Origin of the sequence: Algibacter miyuki (genome assembly GCF_030409805.1) — a bacterium.
Lineage (GTDB): Bacteria > Bacteroidota > Bacteroidia > Flavobacteriales > Flavobacteriaceae > Algibacter > Algibacter miyuki.
Window position 1 is genome coordinate 167,790 of record NZ_JAUFQP010000013.1, and the last position, 18,532, is coordinate 186,321.

Consider the following 18,532-nt stretch of genomic DNA (forward strand, 5'->3'; position numbering starts at 1 on the left):
TGTGTCCTACTGTTTATATGTAGTAGCTTAAAATGTTGATCTTATTTTAGGTTGAAGCTGTTATTTTGAAAGAATTAATAATTTAGCGTTAAACAAATTAAAAAATGTTTAATCTAATAAAACAAGTTACTATATTTGTAGCGTGATACACTTAGCAACATTTTTATTTATCAGCGGCGCAGAAATTGCGTTTATCCTATTTATTGTGGTAATGGTTTTTGGTGCCGATAAAATACCAGAAATTGCTCGCGGTTTAGGAAAAGGTATGCGTACTCTAAAAGACGCGACTAATGATATTAAACATGAAATCACTAAAACGGCCGAAAAAAGCGGTATTGATACCAGTATTTCAGGCGATGTTAAAAGAGAACTGGATAAAGTAAAAGACGATATCGAAGATTTTGCTGGTTCTGTTAAACGTAAAATGTAACGTTACACCTTCTTCTTTCTTAAATCTGTTTTAAAAAACAATCCAACTTGTAAGCGGTTTAAATTCAAGTGATTTATTTCATGATTTAAATAGCCCAATTGCACATGACTTGATTTTGATACATTAAATCCAAAGGCAGCATAAAACCTGTTTTCGGTAAATACTTCATCTTTAAAATTCATAAATATTTCATTATTGATATTGAAAAACACGGCTTTAGAAAGCTTGATTTTTGTGCCTAAACGGTAACGAACACGATGTAAAACCGTATGGTCGTGCTGGTAGTTTAAAAAACGTTGTTCAAAGCGTAACCTATGATATATGGGAAGTGTTTTTGTGTGTTGTGTGTAACTCAGTTGTTCGTATGGGCGGTTTTCGTAAAGATGGCTTTCGCCGGAAATTGTAAAACTTCGGTCTATATCTAAATAAGAATACATTAACGTTAAGGTGAGGTTTTTGTTGATATGGTAATTTGCACCGATGTAATAGAATAGTAAATTAATATTATCTAAAACTTCAAAAGACCGTAGTTGGAAGCCTGTTTTAATGCTCCAAGCATCGGCTATTTTGTGTGTGCCATCAAGCATATACCAGGCGCCAAATTTATCTTCCGCAGATTGTGCATGCGAATGATATATAGAAAATAGACTTAGAATTATGGGTAGTAAATATTTCATAATAAAAGGGTGGGTTAATAGTTTAAAACGAATAACCTAATCGTCTTCAGTATAAAAAAAGCTGTATAAAAAGTGGGCTATTCAACGTGGTATAATCATTAAGAAGACTATGCGTTATGTTTACTTTTTATACAGCTTAAAATAGGACTCAGCAGCTTATTAGATGCTTTCGTTTAAATGGTGGTGCTCGTCAATTAGCGGTCCGCCTTCAATAATTTGATCTGAAGCTTGAGCTGCAAATTTTTCAAAATTTAAATGGAAGGAGTGTGCTAATTGAATAGCTTTTCCAACGTATTCTCCTTTTTTCAACCACGTATTCATTGGGTCTAAAATTTCGGTTGGGACACCTGGGCAATATTTTGGCATGTGTAAACCGAAAATAAAGTTTTGATCGTAATCCACATCTTCTAAGTCTCCATTTAAAATAGCGGTAATCATGGCTCTAGTATATTTTAATTTTATACGAGACCCTACACCGTAAGGACCAGCGCTCCATCCTGTGTTTATTAACCAAACATTTACACCAGCATCGGTCATTTTTTTACTTAGCATTTCACCATAAGCTGTTGGGTGTAATGGCATAAAAGGTTCGCCAAAACAAGCTGAGAATGATGGTACTGGTTCTGTAATGCCAGCTTCTGTTCCTGCAACTTTAGCAGTGTAACCAGATATAAAGTGGTAAGCTGCTTGGCCAGGTGTTAACTTAGATACTGGAGGTAATACACCAAAAGCATCACAGGTTAAAAAGAAAATGTTTTTAGGATTGTTTGCATAAAGTGTTTCCTGAATATTATCAATATGATAAATTGGGTAGCTTACACGAGTATTTTGCGTAATGCTGCTGTCCATATAATCGGGTTCACCGTTTTCTTTTATCACTATGTTTTCTAGTAAAGCACCAGGTTTAACAGCTCTAAAAATGTCTGGTTCTTTTTCTTCAGATAAATCGATAACCTTTGCATAGCAACCGCCTTCAAAATTGAAAATGGTATTATCTGCGGTCCAACCATGTTCATCATCACCAATTAATTTTCTATCTGGATCTGCTGAAAGTGTTGTTTTTCCAGTTCCTGATAAACCAAAGAAAATAGCGGTATCTCCTTTTTTTCCTACGTTAGCAGAGCAGTGCATTGGTAATACATTTTTTTCTAATGGTAAAATCATGTTTAATGCAGAGAAAATACCTTTTTTCATTTCTCCTGTATAAGCAGAGCCTCCAATTAATGCGATTTTTTTTGTGAAGTTGATTATAGAGAAATTACCTTGACGAATACCGTATGCTTTTGGGTCTGGACATTCGTAACCTGGTGCATCTAAAATAAGCCAATCTTCGTTGAAGTTTTCTAACTCACTAGCGCTTGGGCGTAAAAACATATTGTAAACAAACATGTTAGACCATGGGAATTCCGTGATGGTTCTAATATTTGTTTTGTATTCTGGTTCTGCACATACATAACCATCTCTAGCATAAATTTCTTTCCCTGAAAGGTATTTGGTTACTTCAATTTCTAATTTATCAAAATTTTCAGGAGAAATCGCTTTATTTGTTTTTCCCCACCAAACGTTATCAGCAGTATAATCATCTTTTACAATAAAACGATCTTGTGGAGAACGCCCTGTAAATTTTCCTGTATTTATAGTAAGGGTGCCGTTAGCTGTTTCTTTACCCATACCTTTATCAATTGTTATTTTCTGAAGTGTTTCTGGTGATAAATTCCAGTTTACTTTCACGTCTGTAATCCCGTATTGTGCTACGTTTGGATGTTTTGTCATGGTTTCTGTTGTTTTCATAATACTTGATTTTAAAGGTTTCTAATTGTGGTATTAAAATGGCCAAATAATAGGCACGAGTATAAGTGTTATTATAAAGAAGAGGAGCAGTAATGGAGCGCCTACTTTTAGGTAATTCATGAATTTATAGCCACCAGCCGTCATAACCATTGCGTTGGTTGTGGTGCCAATAGGTGTTAAAAATGCTGTTGATGCACTTATGGCAACCACAATCATAAATGGTGCTGGTGATAGGTTTAAAGTACTAGCTGCTAGAATGGCGATAGGTGCCATAAGGACGGCCGTTGCAGAATTGTTAATTACTTGGCTAAAGATGGTGGTAAGTAAAAACACACCGCCTAACAGTAGAGTAGGGTGAATGGCACCTAAATACTCTACCAATCCATTCGCGATAAGCTGGGCTGTACCGGTTTTTTGCAATGCAATACCCATGGGTATCATAGCGGCAATCATAACTACGCTAGTCCAACTAATGCCTTTATAAGCTTTAGAGATAGGAACGCAACCGGTGAGTAAAACAATACCTGCAGAAATTAAAGCAGCCATAGAACCCGGCACAATTTTAAAAACCATGAATATAATCATCAATATTAATGCGCCTAAAGCGATGTAAGATTTTGAATTTAAACTGTCTACGTTTTTTGCCATGCCTTCTGGACTACCAATAATAACAAGGTTGTCGTTTTGTTCTTTTAAATCTTCAATATGTGCCCAAGTACCTCTTATTAAAAAGGCATCACCCACTTTTACAATTATTTCTTTTTCTAGTAAAGGCTTATTGTTTCTAGAGGCGGCTAAAAGCTGAATACCGTATCTTTTAAAATAATCGCCTACTTTATATTTTCGTCCTACTAAAATTGAATTTGGGTTAACAATAACTTCTGCCATACCAACTTCTTGATTAATTAAATTGTGTTTTAATTCATCGGTTGTCACTGGTTCCAGAGGTAAAAGTCCTAATCTAAATGTGATCATTAATTTGTTAATCGCCTTAGCATCACCTTTTACTGTAATAATATCATGGTATAAAAAACTGGTTGATGGTACTGGGAATTCTTCAAACTGAGGGATTCCTTTTAAAACATTTGGATGTCTTCTTTTAATTCTTATAATAGATACATTAAATTCTTTTTCAAGAGACCAATCTTCTAGTTTTGTATTAATGAAAGGTGAAATAGAACGTACACGTAGTCTGTAATAACCATCGTGTATTTTATATGCTTCAATCCAATTATACAGTGTAGATTCTATGTTTACAGGCTTATTGTTCGTTTTGTTGTTGGGTAATAATTTATAACCAACATATCTAAAGTAAAGCAAAGTAACCAGTAGTAATGGGATGCCAATAAGTGAGAATTCAAAGAATGAAAATCCTTCAAAGCCAGCTTCAACTAAAGCATTACTCGCAATAATATTAGGCGGTGTGCCTGTTAAAGTCAGTAAACCACCTGTATTAGAGCCAAAAGCAACAGGCATAAGCATTTTTGAAGGTAACGTACCAATACTCCAAGCAGACGAAATAGTGAGAGGCATTAAGGTCGCTACAGTGCCTGTATTACTAACAAAGCCTGAAAGTATACCTGCGCCTAAAGTGATAATAACTAAAAGCTTTGGAACACTTTTTCCTGCCCATTCTACGAATTTTTTACCAGCCAAAGCCGTCCAACCTGTTTGTGCAATACCTTCTCCAATAATGAAGAGGGCTGCAATCATTATTACCGTGGGGTTACTAAAACCACTTAAGGTTTCGGTACTGTCTAATATGCCGGTTAAAAACAAACTAAGCATAGAGATTAATGCAACAATATCTGGTGTAAACTTTCCCCAAACAAAGAGACCAATAGTTATAACTAAAATGATAAGCATTAAATAGATCATAATTTATAATAGTTTACTAGCTTAGCGTTATAAGTGCTAGTTTTTAATTCTATTGTAAATTTAGAGTACTTAAAGGGTAATAATTATGACGAATGTCATGCTTTGAAATGATAGCGTATTTTTGAATAATTGTTATATTTAGTAGCTTGTAATTAAGGAATTGACTTACGAATACGTTTGCGTTATAGTGAGTATTGCGATATTCAAGATTTTTGGTGGATAATTAGAAATTTCAGCATTAAAAAAATAGATAAAAATTAAAATAAAATAGAGATGAAGTTAGATATTCTTGCTTTAGGAGCACATCCCGATGATGTAGAATTGGGTTGCGGTGGTACCATAGCAAAAGAAATTTCAAAAGGAAAAGCAGTGGGTATCATAGATTTAACCCAAGGAGAATTAGGTACACGTGGCACTGCGGAAACGCGCTTTTCTGAAGCTACAGAGGCTGCCACTATATTAGGCGTATCAGTACGAGAGAATTTAGGCTTTGCCGATGGTTTTTTTGTGAATGATAAAACACATCAATTAGCGGTTATTAAAATGATTCGAAAATATCAACCCGAAATTATTTTATGTAATGCTTTTGATGATCGCCATATAGACCACGGAAAAGGAAGTAAATTGGTAAGCGATGCTTGTTTTTTAAGTGGTTTAATTAAAATTGAAACTACAGATGATAACGGCGAAATCCAAAAACCTTGGCGACCAAAACAAGTGTACCATTATATACAGTGGAAAAATTTAGAACCCGATTTTGTTGTTGATATTTCCGATGCTATGGAAAAAAAGATGAAATCGGTGTTGGCATATAAGACTCAATTTTACGATCCAGATAGTAAAGCGCCCGTAACTCCAATTTCGAGTAAGAACTTTACAGACAGTGTAGCCTACCGTGCACAAGATTTAGGGCGTTTAGTAGGTGTCGCTTACGCGGAAGGCTTCAATGTGGAACGATTACCAGTTGTAGATAGTTTGTTTGATTTGAAGTAGTTAGCGTTTTTTGAATATTTTTTTTCAATTTTTTGAAGAAATTTTTTGAAAAGTCTTTGTAGATAACGTTGAAATCGTTTACATTTGCACACGCATTACAAAATGCAAGTTACATGGTGGTTGTAGCTCAGTTGGTTAGAGCATTGGTTTGTGGTACCAAGGGTCGCCGGTTCGAATCCGGTCTTCCACCCAAAAAGTAAAAGCCTTTCAAGAAATTGAAAGGCTTTTTTTGTACGTGTTATTTTCGGTAAAACTTAATCTAACTTTAATCGGTTTTCACGGTTGGCTAGTTCCCAAGCAGTATAAAATACTAGGCGTGCACGTGTTTCCAATAAATCGTATCTAATTTTATCTGGCGTATCGCTAGGCTTGTGGTAATCGGCATGTGTACCATTAAAATAGAATATCACCGGAATGTTGTTTTTTGCAAAGTTGTAATGGTCCGATCGGTAATAAAAACGGTTTGGGTCGTTTTCATCATTATAAGTATAATCAAAATCTATTTTTGTATGCTCCTTATTTACAGCTTCCGAAATATCGTGTAATTCTTTACTCAATTTATCAGCTCCAATAAGATATAGGTAGTTTTCATTACCTTCATGTTTTGGGTCTACACGGCCAATCATGTCTATGTTTAAATTAGCTACGGTGTTTGCTAAAGGAAAAACAGGATCAACATCTGCATAGTATTTAGAACCATAAAGTCCAATTTCTTCAGCGGTAACATGTAAAAATAGAATAGAGCGCTTTGGGCCAAAACCTTTATCTGCTGCTTTTTTAAAGGCTTCAGCAATTTCCATTATAGCTACAGTACCCGATCCATCATCATCAGCACCATTGTTAATGTCTCCATTTCCTGAAACACCAATGTGGTCTAAATGTGCAGAAATGACAATAATTTCATCTGGCTTTTCTGATCCTTTAATGTAAGCTAAAACATTTTCAGAAGCTTTTACGCCTTTTTTAAAGTACGATGCAGGAATGTCTTGAAAATAATCACCGTCAGCAATAGGAGATGGGATGCCGTTGGCAACATAATGGTCTTTAATAAACTCGATAGCTTTTTTTTGGCCAGGTTCGCCCGTTGCTCGACCTTCAAACTCATCTGATGCATACGTGTAAAGCATCTCTTTTAATTCCGATTGAGTAATTGTTTTTGCGTAAACATCGGCGTTAGCACTTGTTTTAGATTTGTTTTGAGAGCTACTACAAGCAATTAAAGCAAATGACGCTAAGCATAGCGAAAGTATTTTTTTCATAATAAATTAGTTTTTCGCTAAGATATTATAAATTGAAAACATCAATAGGACTGTTGATGAATATTTTTAATGTCGTGTTATAAACTCATGGTAAATAACTAAACAAGGGGTTTCGATTTTAATAAGTGCTTAAAACCGAAAGCCCTTTATTTTAAAAATCAATATCTTCTAAATCCGATTCGTCTATTTCAAGATCCTCTTCGTTTATTTCTAATTCTGTGGCATCAATTTCTAGTATTTCACCTTCAGTCTCTATTGATTCAGGAGAAACTTCTAATTCAGTGCCTTCAATTTCTAACGATTCACCTTCTAGTTCTAGCTCTAATTCCGAAGAATCAAAATCCAGCTCTGCTTCATCAATTTCTAATTCTTCAATATCCAAACCTTCTAGTTCTTCCATGGCTTCCTCTTCCGATTCTAGCTCTTTGGCGTCAATTATTTCTGTGTCGGCCACTTCAGTAATTGTAAACACTGCTTTATAAGTAACAATCACTAATGCAGCAATGGTTAAAAAGAACGAAAACTGAATCATCTTATTAATTTTCCCTGTTTTTTTAGACAAGTAAAAAGCGATAAAGCCAAAAATTAGTGCGGCTATAGCAGGAAAAACAGCCAAGTTAGAGAGCGGTAATACCGAAAATATAATGGCAAGAGCTGAAGCTATAACGGCAAGTATGGTGAATATTTTTTTCATAATGATGTAAATATATTATTTTGATAGGCGCCACACAAAAGCGCTAAAGCATTTAATTTTTTAAACCCGAAGCCGATTTTATTTTAAGCTCACCGTTACCAACAGGAATTTTAAATTTTCCATAAACCGGAATTTTATTAGCATCGGCAGTTAACCATAAAAAGTTGCTCGATCCTTCTAATCCACTAGCACTACCAGCACCTACAGAAAGTTTGTAGCATTCTTTAGAACCAATGGCAGTCGATATGGTTTCCTTACCTAAATAAGTTACTTTTCCGTTAAATTCTTTGCGGTCAAAAATAATAGTAATGTTTTTACTGCTGCCTTTACTCATGCTTGCATAATCAAAAAGACGAATGTAATACAATGCAGAAACAATATCCTTAGTGCCCTTATTTATAGAAACTGTTTTATTTTCAACCTGGTTGTTTTTCTTGGTTTGTACAGATTTAACCGTGTTTGTTTTATGACTAAATGTGTATTTCATGGCTTTGTAGTAGCCACCTTCATTAATATCACGCTTGTATAAATAAGGTGTTAAGCTTTTAGGGCTTACATAACTCTCGTATAAATCTCTAATTTTAAAAAAACTATCCCATTTACTATAAGTCATCGCGGTGAATTTTAAACGCAATAAAGTCGCTTTCGAAGTATTCACTTTAGCTGTTTCCATGGTAACCTGAGCAATATCAGTTAAAATACCCGACATGTTGTACGAGGCTGTGTAAACTAATTTCTCATTTGTGCCAACAGCATTATTTTGAGCCTGAACGGCTAAACTAAAAAACAGAGTAATAAGTAAGGTAAAACGTAACATGCGTATTTTCATAATTATAGGTTATAAGGTGGCATTAATCATTTATTGTGCCAAAAATACAACATGAAAAATATTATCAAGCACTTAAAATATAAATATTTAACGGTAGTGCTGTAACAATCTGTAAGTATAAGCGTCATATAAGTATATCAATCAAAACAATCAAAAACAATCACAATCATGAGAGAAGATAATCAATTTATCGTTTTAGCCCATTTAAGTCAATTAATAATCTTAGTAACCGGCTTCGGAAGTCTGTTGCTTCCACTAATATTGTGGATAACACAAAAAGATAAAATTCACCAAATGGACACGCACGGTAAAAATATTGTCAACTTTCAATTAAGTCTCATTGTATGGTTTGTTGTTTGCGTGCCGCTTATTTTAGTTTTCGGTTTAGGCCTTTTAGGTTTTGCCGTTTTAGGAGTGCTTTCAATTATTTTACCCGTTGTAAATGCTATAAAAGCAAATCGTGGCGAAACAGCAACCTACCCATTCACATTCCAATTTATCTCTTAATTTTATTAGTTAGTTTAATGCGAGATATGTAAAACGTTCACTGTTTAGTGGGCGTTTTTTTATGCGCTAATTTGGGCGTTACCACAAGGGTCGGGCTTTCCGCTATATCTTTTTTTGTAATATTAACATCACTCAGTCTATAATTAAAGTAAGTTTTCCTTTTTAAAAGCTCCCGTTATCACTAAGAAGCAAAAAAGGATGCCGCATCAATCCCTAACGCGGGCAAGTCCGTAGTCATTTTTATATGTAAGGAGAAATTACAGCCGAGGTTTTTCAATCAAAATAATTACAAGGTGCGGAAAAATTAAACACAAGTCAATCGTGCCAAATAATCAAAATGTTCACCATCTTTAATAAGTTCACAATTTAAACCAACCGTTTCACAAGCTAGTTTTAAGGTTTCAAAATCTAAATAAAGCCATTTCATTGGCGTTTCTTCTTCACCTTTATACGATAGAAAATAGTCTAATTCGCCATAGTAATTCGCATTTGTATCCATCCAATAGCCACCATCTTCATCTTCGTACATGTATTTAATGTCCGACGAATCCATCAAAATTTGACCAGCATCATTCAGTAGACCTTTCAAATGCGTTAAATATTTAGAAACTTGCGACAGTTCTTGAAAAATTCCAGTACCATTCATTAGTAATAAAAGCGTGTCAAACCGTGTGCTTTCATCTAAAATATTTTTGACTTCAGCATGTAAAACACCGCGTAATTTAGCGACTTCAATAGCACCTTCCGAAATGTCAATCGCTTTTACCTTTAAACCTTTTTTCTGTAAATATAACGTGTGGCTTCCCGAGCCGCAGCCTACATCTAAAATATGGCCTTTGGCAAGTTTTAAAGCTTGTTGTTCCAGTTTAGGCATGTCTTTAAAATCACGAAATAAGTAAGGGATAGGCAAGGCATCTTCATCAGAAATATTGGTAGAGGTTATAATATCTTCTGTGTAATTTTCGTTTTGAAAATCGAGTAAAGCTTGTCCGAAAAGATCTTTCATTAAAAACTGTTTTTCATTTCCAATAAGACGGAAATGGCATAAATTAAAATGTTATTTTTGCAGCATGCAAGACATTATAGATCATCTTCCAAAGCAGGCCAAAGATACACATAACGAGAATAAAAAATTCTTCGCGAAGCTAAAAAAGAAGCCACCGAAAAATTTAGATTATGTAATGCAGGATCTACATGAGGCCGAATTTAAGCGTACCGATTGTTTAGAGTGTGCCAATTGCTGTAAAACTACAGGTCCGCTGTTTACCGATAAAGATGTAGATCGTGTAGCCAAACATTTCAGAATGAAAACTCAAAAATTTATAGATCAATATTTACGAATTGATGAGGACAATGATTATGTGCTTAAAAGTGTGCCTTGCACTTTTTTAGGGGCCGATAATTATTGTTCTATTTATGATGTGCGTCCTAAAGCGTGCCGAGAGTTTCCGCACACGGATAGAAGTAAGTTTCAGCAAATATCACATTTAACACTTAAAAACGTGGCTATCTGCCCAGCAGCATTTAATATTGTTGAAGCCATGAAAAAACGTATCAAGGTGTAAGTGTAACTTTAGTTGTTTTTATATTTCTCAATTTACTAGGAGGAGCGCGCCTTATTAGTATGCTATGTTTTTTTACTATCTTTAAAAACACTAATCTTTCAAAATTTTGGAAACGTTTTTAAATTATTTCGAAACCATACCATCATCACACCGTAGTTTAATTTTGGTCGGTGGTTTGGCTTTTTTCTGGATTTTGGAAAGTGCCGTGCCGTTGTTTAAGTTCGATTACAAAAAGTGGCAACATGCTTGGCCCAATATTTTTTTCACGTTAACTACCGTAATTATAAATTTTGCATTGGCCTTTTTGCTTTTAAATTCATCCGACTGGGTGATGGCTAATAATTTCGGTATTTTAAATTGGTTACCCGAAATGCCTTTAGGTGTTTACATCCTTTTAGGTGTGTTTTTAATGGATTTTTTTGGAGCCTATTTAGCGCATTTTATAGAGCATAAAGTAAGTGTTTTATGGATGGTGCATTTGGTACATCATTCCGATCATAAAGTAGATACAACCACAGCAAATAGGCATCACCCTTTAGAAAGTGTTATTCGCTTTATATTTACCCTGCTAGGTGTTTTTATTATTGGTGCGCCTATTGGTATCGTGATGTTATATCAATCTATGTCGTTAGTTGCAACGCAATTTACACATGCTAATATTAAATTGCCAAAACGCGTTGATAAAATAATAAGTTATATTTTGGTGTCTCCAGATATGCATAAAGTACACCATCATTATATGTTGCCTTATACAGATTCTAACTACGGCAATATTTTCTCGGTTTGGGATCGAATTTTAGGGACTTACATGGAGCTCGATCGCGATAAACTAACGTATGGCGTTGATGTTTTTCCTGATGAAAACGCAAACGGCAACATTAAAGCATTGCTAAAACAACCTTTTCAGAAATATGGACGCCCAACTATAATCCATGAGGAAGATTAGTTGTTTTTTTTTGTAGTTTAGTTTTGAAATTATACGCCATATGAAAACTCAGAAACCAGACATTCAAGGGCATCGGGGTTGCCGTGGATTACTACCCGAAAACACCATGCCAGCGTTTCTGAAAGCTGTAGAATTAGGTGTGGATACTTTAGAGTTAGATGTGGCTATATCTAAAGATAACGTCGTTGTTGTATCTCACGAACCTTATATGAATCCGTTAATTTGCTTAGATCCCGAAGGGCAAGAAATTCCAGATTCTGAAGGTGAAAAATATAATCTCTATCAAATGACTTTTGAAACCATAAAGCAATTTGATTGTGGTTTAAAACAGCATCCTAATTTTCCGGAACAACAAAAGATAGAAGCTCATAAACCCGCTTTGGATAACGTTTTTAAAGTTGTAAAAGATTTAAACCCAAATATAAAATTCAATATTGAAATAAAAGCTGAACCAAAATATGATAGGGTTTTTACACCTATCCCGAAAGAATTTGTCCGTTTGGTTTTAAAAGTAATTGAAGACAATAATATGGTCAACCAAACCAATTTACAAAGTTTTGATGTGCGTATTTTAGAAGAAATAAAAAAGCAATCTCCCAATATGCCTTTGGCGCTTTTAGTGGAAGAAGATGAGGATATTCAAGAAAAAATTAACCAACTTCATTTTTTACCCGAAATTATAAGTCCGTATTACAAATTATTAGATCTAAAAGTAGTTAAAAATCTACAGGCTAAAAATTTCAAAGTTATTCCATGGACCGTAAATACGGTGTCGGAAATGCAAACCGTTTTGGATTATAAAGTTGATGGTATTATCACGGATTATCCGGATAAACTTATAAACTTGTTGAGCAATTAAGTTCTAAAATAACCTATGGATACATTAAATACGATGCACGTGTTTTACTAAAAGCGTCTAATCCATTTTTCCAAGTTGCTCTTATTTCAGCTTCGCTTAAACCCGATTCAATTTGTTTTTGAAGCGTAGTAGTTCCTGCAAGTTTTGTGAAAAATGATGTAAAAAAATCAGCTTTATTTTTAGTGTTTTTATAAGCACCAATCAGCCAAGATAAATTCAACGCGTTTAAGTTTTCGGCCTGAGTTAAATCTGTGCCATAACATAATTTACCATCGTGCTTTGGGTATTTCGCGCCATGGTTTGGTTTTGGTGTAAATCTAAAATGATAAGCATTTGCATTTAAAAACGGACTTCCAAATATCTGAAATTGTTTTTCTGTGCCACGGCCGGCGCTTACATTTGTACCTTCAAAAAAGCATAAACTAGAGTAGAGGTTAATGGCTTTGTCGTTTGGTAAGTTCGGACTCGGTTTTATAGGTAAACTATAAGGAAGCTTGTTATTATAATTTTTAATAGGAATCACTTTTAACGCACATTGTACACCATTTTTTAACCATTTCTCTCCATTAATCATTTCGGCATATTCGCCGATAGTCATGCCATGAACCACAGGAATTGGGTGCATGCCAATAAAACTGGTATGCGCTTTTTCTAAAATCGGACCATCGATATAATGCCCGTTTGGGTTCGGTCTGTCTAAAATTAAAACCGGAATGTTTTGTTCGGCACAAGCCTCCATAACATAGTGCAAACTCGAAATGTAAGTGTAAAATCGAGCGCCCACATCTTGAATATCAAAAATAACAATATCCAAACCTTTAAGTTGTTCGACTGATGGCTTTTTGTTTTTTCCGTAAAGTGATACAATGGGTAAGTTGGTTTTTACATCTACACCGTCTTTTATCACTTCGCCAGCATCTGCAGTGCCTCTAAAACCGTGTTCTGGCGCAAAAACAGATTTAATATTGATGTTTAAAGCCAATAAAGAATCTACTAAATGTGTGTGTGTTTTACCTTTAAAAATAACACTCGTTTGGTTGGCAACAATACCTACACGCTTTCCTTGTAAAAGCGGCAAGTAAATTTCGGTTTGGTTAGCGCCAACTAAAATAGGGGCGATTTCTGGTTGCTGCTTAATTTCGATGGCTGAATCAATGGTTTCTACAGTTTCTATTTCAGTAAGAGAGCTTCTATCTTTAGATTTCGATGTGTTTGCACAAGAAATCATGACCAAAACAAATAATAAAACTGTATTTTTGAAAATATTTAATCGCATAGTAAATTTTGAATTACGAGTTTTTTTTAGCCAAACGTATTATAGGCAGTAAAGCGTATAAAAGTAGTATATCGGCACCAATAATAAAAATTGGTATTGCCGCTATTGCTATCGGTATTGTTGTTATGATGATTGCCATTGCCACCGGTATTGGTTTGCAACAAAAAATTAGAGACAAAGTAGTGGCTTTCAACGGGCATGTTACCATAAGCAATTTCGATAGCAATAACTCACAAGAAAGTATCGTGCCAATTTCCACGAATCAAGATTTTTATCCAGAATTTAATAGTGTTTCAGGTATAAAACACATTCAAGGTGTTGCTACAAAATTTGGTGTTATTAGAACCGAAACCGATTTCGAAGGTGCTGTTTTTAAAGGCGTAGGTCAAGATTTCGACTGGAGCTATTTCAAAGAATTTCTTATAGAAGGCGAGTTACCAACCTTTACAAAAAAATGGAGCGAAGAAGTTTTAGTATCGCAATATTTATCCAATCGATTAGGCTTTAAAGTAGGCGACAAATTCCAAATGGTATTTGCTAAAAATGATATCGAAAAGCCGCCAAATATCATCACCTTTAACGTGGTTGGTATTTATAATTCTGGATTTCAAGACTTAGATAAGCAATATTTATTAGGAAATATTCGACACATTCAGCGTATCAATAATTGGGAAAACGACCAAATTGGTAACTTCGAGGTTTTCATTTCCGACTATAGCCAACTTGATGAAATTGGTGTGGAAATCTACCAAAACACACCATCAACCCTTAATACTGCTACTGTAACTACAAAATATTATTCCATTTTCGAATGGATTAAAATATTCGATAAAAACATTTATGGCATTATCGGCATCATGATTCTCGTGGCCGGCATTAACATGATTACGGCGCTACTCGTTTTAATTCTCGAGCGCACCCAAATGATAGGGATTTTAAAAGCCCTAGGAAGTAATAATTGGAGTATTCGTAAACTCTTTATTTACAACGCCTCATACCTTATTTTACTCGGTTTATTTTGGGGGAATCTCATTGGTTTAGGGCTGCTTTTTGCGCAAAAATACTTCAAACTTTTTCCACTCGACCCTAGTGTGTATTATGTGTCCGAAGCACCGGTTTATATCAGTTTAGGTTACATTGTCGCGCTTAATATTGGCACGCTAGTCCTATGTTTACTCATGCTTTTAGTGCCGTCGTACATCATCACGAAAATATCGCCTGTAAAGGCCATTAGGTTTCAGTAAAATTTTGTGTTTTGGGCGTTCCCTAAAGGGCGGGCTTTCCGCTATATCTTTTTTTAAGGTGTATTTTCGGTATGTTTATATGACGAAGGTTCGTGTTGCTTTTTAGTACTGTTTCTCAATCTTAAAGAAAAAAAGGATGCCGCATCAATCCCTAACGCGGGTGTGTTTGCCGAGATTTGGTTTATATAATGTAAGTGCATAAAAGCAAACCTAATTTATTTTTTAAGATGGTCTTTACTTTGGCGGATGTGCTCGCGTTAGGGATTGAGCGGCATGTTTGAAATCCTTTTTGTTTTCTTAAAAAAACAAAAAGATTGAGTAGCGAAAGCCCGACCTGCAAGGTAACGCCCAAAAAATATTGAAGTTTTATTTACTAATAGAGGCTTGAAATTGCTGCGGCGTTATCATTTCCATTTTTTTAAATTGACGGTTAAAATAACTGGTATTGTTAAAGCCGGATTTAAATGCAATTTCGGACATGCGGAAGCCTTTGCGTTCTTTAATGAGTTTTTTAGAGAACTTTATTTTTTCGGAATTTATGTAATCTATAGGAGAAATGCCGAGTGTGTTTTTAAATTTTTTATGAAAATGTGAGGTGCTCATACACGCTTTTTTTGCGAGCAAATCGACACTAATATCTTTATTGGTGAGGTTGTTTTTTATAAATTTTATTGCCATCCCGATGCGGGTGTCGTTTAAAAAAGAATCGGTGTCGTTAAGGATAAACGATTTGGCTTTGGTTTGCAATAACCGAACAATGAGCTCTTGTATCATTAAATCGAGTAGCACATCTTTCGAGGTGTTGTTATTGGTAAAGGTGTAAACTAGGCGTTTTACCAAATGGTTTACATCGGTGTTATTAATAAGGTGCGAGGCGTTTTGATCGAGTTGCCATGTGTTGTTTTCATTTTCTATGGCGACTTGGTGATTAAATTTTTCGACCACCTCGTTAATTTTATGGTCGTCAATACCTAAGGCTAAACATTGGGTTGGATTATCCATTGTGGCTAAGGGGAAGTCGATGACCATTTCTTTTCCGGTAGGCATAACAACAGATTCTCCAGGGAAAAAATCGAAAGATTCTAGCCCATCAATATGCATTACTTTTTTTCCGGTAAGCATGCTCGCAATTATAGGGAAATCGAATTTGAGCGCTACTTGTTCTGCGTAAGCGTGTGTTTCGTATATATTTAATTCGGCATAATCGGCATTATAAGTGGTTCTGTTTTCAACCAAAGTGGTGAGTTTTCTAATGCTTCTGTGGTGGTTTAGTAGTTGGCTCATAATTAATAGTACAAAAAAAACAGGTGTTGAAAGTTAAATAATAGATATGTTCATTATTATAATAAATACGTTCAAGTGTTTTCGGATTTGATAGTTTAATTTTATGAAATGTAAATATTAAGCAATTTATTAATAATAATTATGAGAATATGTTAAAATGATGTGAAAATCAGGAAGACTATTCGGTAAGGTTGCTTAACGTAAATGTTCAACTAAATTTAAATAAGACCATAATGAGTTATTCTAAACCAAAATTTAAGGAATCGTATTCTAATTTTATCAACGGAAAATTTGTTGCGCCAATTGGAGGGCAATATTTTGATAATACATCGCCTATTGATAATACTTTAATTTCTAAATATCCGCGATCGCAAAAGGAAGATGTAGACTTGGCGCTCGATGCTGCTAATGCTGCAAAAGAATCTTGGGGAAATACGCCAGCTGCAGAACGTGCCGCTTTATTGAATAAAGTAGCCGATATTATTGAAGAAAATCTTGAAGAATTCGCCCTAGTTGAAACCTGTGATAACGGGAAACCTATACGGGAAACTTTAAATGCCGATATACCATTAGCGATAGACCATTGGCGTTATTTTGCGGCGTGTATTCGTGCAGAAGAAGGGAGTGCTACCGAGTTAGACTCCAAAACCTTATCGATGAATATTAAAGAGCCGTTAGGTGTGGTTGGGCAAATAATTCCGTGGAATTTTCCTTTATTAATGTTATCATGGAAAGTGCCACCAGCTTTGGCTACAGGGAATTGTGTGGTTTTAAAGCCTGCGGAACAAACACCATCTTCGGCCACATTATTAATGGAGAAAATTGCCGATGTATTTCCTCCGGGCGTTTTCAATATTGTACATGGTTTTGGTCCGGAAGCAGGGAAACCATTAGCATCTAGCCCAAAAGTGGATAAGGTGGCTTTTACAGGAGAAACCACAACGGGACAATTAATTATGCAATATGCCTCTAAAAACCTAAATCCGGTAACGATGGAATTGGGCGGAAAATCTCCAAATGTATTCTTTAACTCGGTTATGGATCATGACGATGAATTTTTAGATAAAGCCATTGAAGGTGCTGTTTTATTTGCCTTCAATCAAGGTGAAGTTTGTACCTGTCCTTCCCGTATTTTAGTACAAGAAGATATTTATGATGCTTTTATGGAGCGTGTTGTAGCAAGAACAAATGCCATTATTCAAGATAATCCTTACGATGTAAATACTATGGTTGGTGCGCAAGCATCAAACGATCAATACGAAAAAATTCAGTCTTATTTAAAAATAGGAAAAGAAGAAGGAGCTAAGGTGTTAACCGGTGGCGATGCTAAAAAACTAAGTGGCGATTTTGCAAACGGATTTTACATACAGCCAACTATTTTAGAAGGTCATAATAAAATGCGCGTTTTCCAAGAAGAGATTTTTGGTCCCGTAGCATGTGTTACAAAATTTAAAGATGAAGCCGAAGCGTTGGAAATTGCCAATGATACGCTTTATGGTTTAGGTGCTGGTGTTTGGACACGCGATGCACATCAATTATATCAAATTCCTAGAGCTATTAAAGCCGGTCGTGTTTGGGTAAACTGCTATCACGCTTACCCAGCACACGCGCCGTTTGGAGGTTATAAAAAATCGGGATTCGGACGTGAAAATCATGTGATGATGATGAATTATTATCGTCAAACAAAAAACATGCTGATTTCTTATGACAAGAATAAGTTAGGTTTCTTTTAGAATGAAATTAATAGATTAAGACTTAAAAGGTTGAACCGTGCAGTGTTCAGCCTTTTTTGTAATATTAAATTTAAAAATTATGAAAAGAGTAGAAATCACAAAAGAAGCAGCGGCTGTAGTAGAAGAATTGAAAGCAAAACATGGCGAACTTATTTTTCACCAAAGTGGAGGCTGTTGCGACGGGTCGGCACCTATGATTTTTGAAAAAGACGACATGTATCTCGATGAAAGCGATATTTTATTGGGCACGGTGGCAGGGGTTAATTTTTATATGAATCAAGATCAATTTGAATATTGGAAACACACCCATTTAACGGTAGATGTAACCAAAGGCAGAGGAGCCAGTTTCTCTTTAGAAATTCCTTTAGGGCTTCGATTTTTAATTCATTCTCGATTATTTACAGAAGCCGAACAAGCATTTTTTAAAACCGTTTAAAAATTAATTATTTTAAATATTTTTTTGTTAACAAAACCAAAAATTAAAGTCAAATACATATTATTTTGCTATTTTAGAACACAGAACTAAATAACTTTTTTAAAAACAGAAATCAGCAGGAAATTCCCACT

The 18,532-nt window shown here is 35.0% G+C and carries 18 protein-coding genes and 1 tRNA gene; 10 read left to right on the forward strand and 9 right to left on the reverse strand.

What is annotated here, in order from left to right:
- Nucleotides 1-142: 142 nt before the first annotated feature.
- Nucleotides 143-430, forward strand: coding sequence for a Sec-independent protein translocase subunit TatA/TatB (locus tag QWY92_RS12955; protein ID WP_290271953.1), 288 nt, complete (start codon nt 143-145; stop codon nt 428-430).
- 2 nt (nt 431-432) lie between these two features.
- Here the strand turns inward: QWY92_RS12955 and QWY92_RS12960 are convergent, their stop codons facing one another.
- The 3 genes from QWY92_RS12960 to QWY92_RS12970 all read right to left on the reverse strand — a co-directional run bounded on the left by QWY92_RS12960 (nt 433) and on the right by QWY92_RS12970 (nt 4,776).
- Nucleotides 433-1,107, reverse strand: a complete 675-nt coding sequence (locus QWY92_RS12960) for a DUF2490 domain-containing protein (RefSeq protein ID WP_290271955.1) — start codon at nt 1,105-1,107, stop codon at nt 433-435.
- Nucleotides 1,108-1,266: 159 nt separating this feature from the next.
- On the reverse strand, nt 1,267-2,898 hold the full coding sequence (gene pckA / locus QWY92_RS12965; protein ID WP_290271957.1) for a phosphoenolpyruvate carboxykinase (ATP): 1,632 nt from the start codon (nt 2,896-2,898) through the stop codon (nt 1,267-1,269).
- Nucleotides 2,899-2,931: 33 nt separating this feature from the next.
- Nucleotides 2,932-4,776, reverse strand: a complete 1,845-nt coding sequence (locus QWY92_RS12970; protein ID WP_290271958.1) for an SLC13 family permease — start codon at nt 4,774-4,776, stop codon at nt 2,932-2,934.
- Between the two features lie 273 nt (nt 4,777-5,049).
- Between QWY92_RS12970 and bshB1 the strand changes: the two genes are divergently transcribed.
- Together bshB1 and QWY92_RS12980 are read left to right on the forward strand one after the other, a co-directional pair.
- Complete coding sequence (bshB1, locus tag QWY92_RS12975) at nt 5,050-5,769, forward strand: bacillithiol biosynthesis deacetylase BshB1 (RefSeq protein ID WP_290271960.1); 720 nt, start codon at nt 5,050-5,052, stop codon at nt 5,767-5,769.
- Between the two features lie 115 nt (nt 5,770-5,884).
- A tRNA-His gene (locus QWY92_RS12980) sits at nt 5,885-5,960 on the forward strand.
- Nucleotides 5,961-6,023: 63 nt separating this feature from the next.
- On the opposite strand, the gene QWY92_RS12985 is transcribed toward QWY92_RS12980, so the two are convergent.
- The 3 genes from QWY92_RS12985 to QWY92_RS12995 all read right to left on the reverse strand — a co-directional run bounded on the left by QWY92_RS12985 (nt 6,024) and on the right by QWY92_RS12995 (nt 8,551).
- Nucleotides 6,024-7,028 carry a M28 family metallopeptidase gene (locus tag QWY92_RS12985; RefSeq protein ID WP_290271962.1) on the reverse strand — a complete coding sequence of 335 codons (1,005 nt, stop codon included), beginning with the start codon at nt 7,026-7,028 and terminating at the stop codon, nt 6,024-6,026.
- Nucleotides 7,029-7,179: 151 nt separating this feature from the next.
- Complete coding sequence (locus tag QWY92_RS12990; RefSeq protein ID WP_290271963.1) at nt 7,180-7,722, reverse strand: hypothetical protein; 543 nt, start codon at nt 7,720-7,722, stop codon at nt 7,180-7,182.
- A gap of 52 nt (nt 7,723-7,774) precedes the next feature.
- Nucleotides 7,775-8,551 (reverse strand): DUF3108 domain-containing protein, encoded by a 777-nt coding sequence (locus tag QWY92_RS12995; RefSeq protein ID WP_290271964.1) that lies wholly within the window; start codon nt 8,549-8,551, stop codon nt 7,775-7,777.
- Nucleotides 8,552-8,719: 168 nt separating this feature from the next.
- On the opposite strand from QWY92_RS12995, the gene QWY92_RS13000 reads away from it, so the two are divergent.
- Nucleotides 8,720-9,058 (forward strand): DUF4870 domain-containing protein, encoded by a 339-nt coding sequence (locus tag QWY92_RS13000; protein ID WP_290271966.1) that lies wholly within the window; start codon nt 8,720-8,722, stop codon nt 9,056-9,058.
- A gap of 304 nt (nt 9,059-9,362) precedes the next feature.
- Here QWY92_RS13000 and QWY92_RS13005 read toward each other — a convergent pair whose 3' ends face one another.
- On the reverse strand, nt 9,363-10,064 hold the full coding sequence (locus QWY92_RS13005; protein WP_290271968.1) for a class I SAM-dependent methyltransferase: 702 nt from the start codon (nt 10,062-10,064) through the stop codon (nt 9,363-9,365).
- 64 nt (nt 10,065-10,128) lie between these two features.
- On the opposite strand from QWY92_RS13005, the gene QWY92_RS13010 reads away from it, so the two are divergent.
- From QWY92_RS13010 to QWY92_RS13020, 3 genes are all read left to right on the forward strand, one after another.
- Nucleotides 10,129-10,623, forward strand: a complete 495-nt coding sequence (locus QWY92_RS13010) for a YkgJ family cysteine cluster protein (RefSeq protein ID WP_290271970.1) — start codon at nt 10,129-10,131, stop codon at nt 10,621-10,623.
- A gap of 106 nt (nt 10,624-10,729) precedes the next feature.
- A complete protein-coding gene (locus QWY92_RS13015; RefSeq protein ID WP_290271971.1) occupies nt 10,730-11,569 on the forward strand; it encodes a sterol desaturase family protein in 840 nt (279 codons plus the stop codon).
- A gap of 40 nt (nt 11,570-11,609) precedes the next feature.
- Nucleotides 11,610-12,428: a glycerophosphodiester phosphodiesterase family protein gene (locus tag QWY92_RS13020; RefSeq protein WP_290271974.1), complete on the forward strand. Its 819-nt coding sequence runs from the start codon at nt 11,610-11,612 to the stop codon at nt 12,426-12,428.
- A 13-nt stretch (nt 12,429-12,441) separates the two neighbouring features.
- On the opposite strand, the gene QWY92_RS13025 is transcribed toward QWY92_RS13020, so the two are convergent.
- Nucleotides 12,442-13,704: an exo-beta-N-acetylmuramidase NamZ family protein gene (locus QWY92_RS13025; protein ID WP_290271975.1), complete on the reverse strand. Its 1,263-nt coding sequence runs from the start codon at nt 13,702-13,704 to the stop codon at nt 12,442-12,444.
- Nucleotides 13,705-13,712: 8 nt separating this feature from the next.
- On the opposite strand from QWY92_RS13025, the gene QWY92_RS13030 reads away from it, so the two are divergent.
- Complete coding sequence (locus QWY92_RS13030; RefSeq protein WP_290271976.1) at nt 13,713-14,948, forward strand: ABC transporter permease; 1,236 nt, start codon at nt 13,713-13,715, stop codon at nt 14,946-14,948.
- 366 nt (nt 14,949-15,314) lie between these two features.
- On the opposite strand, the gene QWY92_RS13035 is transcribed toward QWY92_RS13030, so the two are convergent.
- Entirely contained in the window at nt 15,315-16,232 is a 918-nt protein-coding gene (locus tag QWY92_RS13035) for an AraC family transcriptional regulator (protein WP_290271979.1), read from the reverse strand.
- 233 nt (nt 16,233-16,465) lie between these two features.
- Here QWY92_RS13035 and QWY92_RS13040 point away from each other — a divergent pair, with 233 nt between their 5' ends.
- Together QWY92_RS13040 and QWY92_RS13045 are read left to right on the forward strand one after the other, a co-directional pair.
- Nucleotides 16,466-17,965 (forward strand): aldehyde dehydrogenase family protein, encoded by a 1,500-nt coding sequence (locus QWY92_RS13040; RefSeq protein WP_290271982.1) that lies wholly within the window; start codon nt 16,466-16,468, stop codon nt 17,963-17,965.
- 79 nt (nt 17,966-18,044) lie between these two features.
- The gene (locus tag QWY92_RS13045) at nt 18,045-18,401 is read left to right on the forward strand and encodes a DUF779 domain-containing protein (protein ID WP_290271985.1); all 357 of its coding nucleotides are present in this window, start codon (nt 18,045-18,047) and stop codon (nt 18,399-18,401) included.
- Nucleotides 18,402-18,532: the final 131 nt, after the last annotated feature.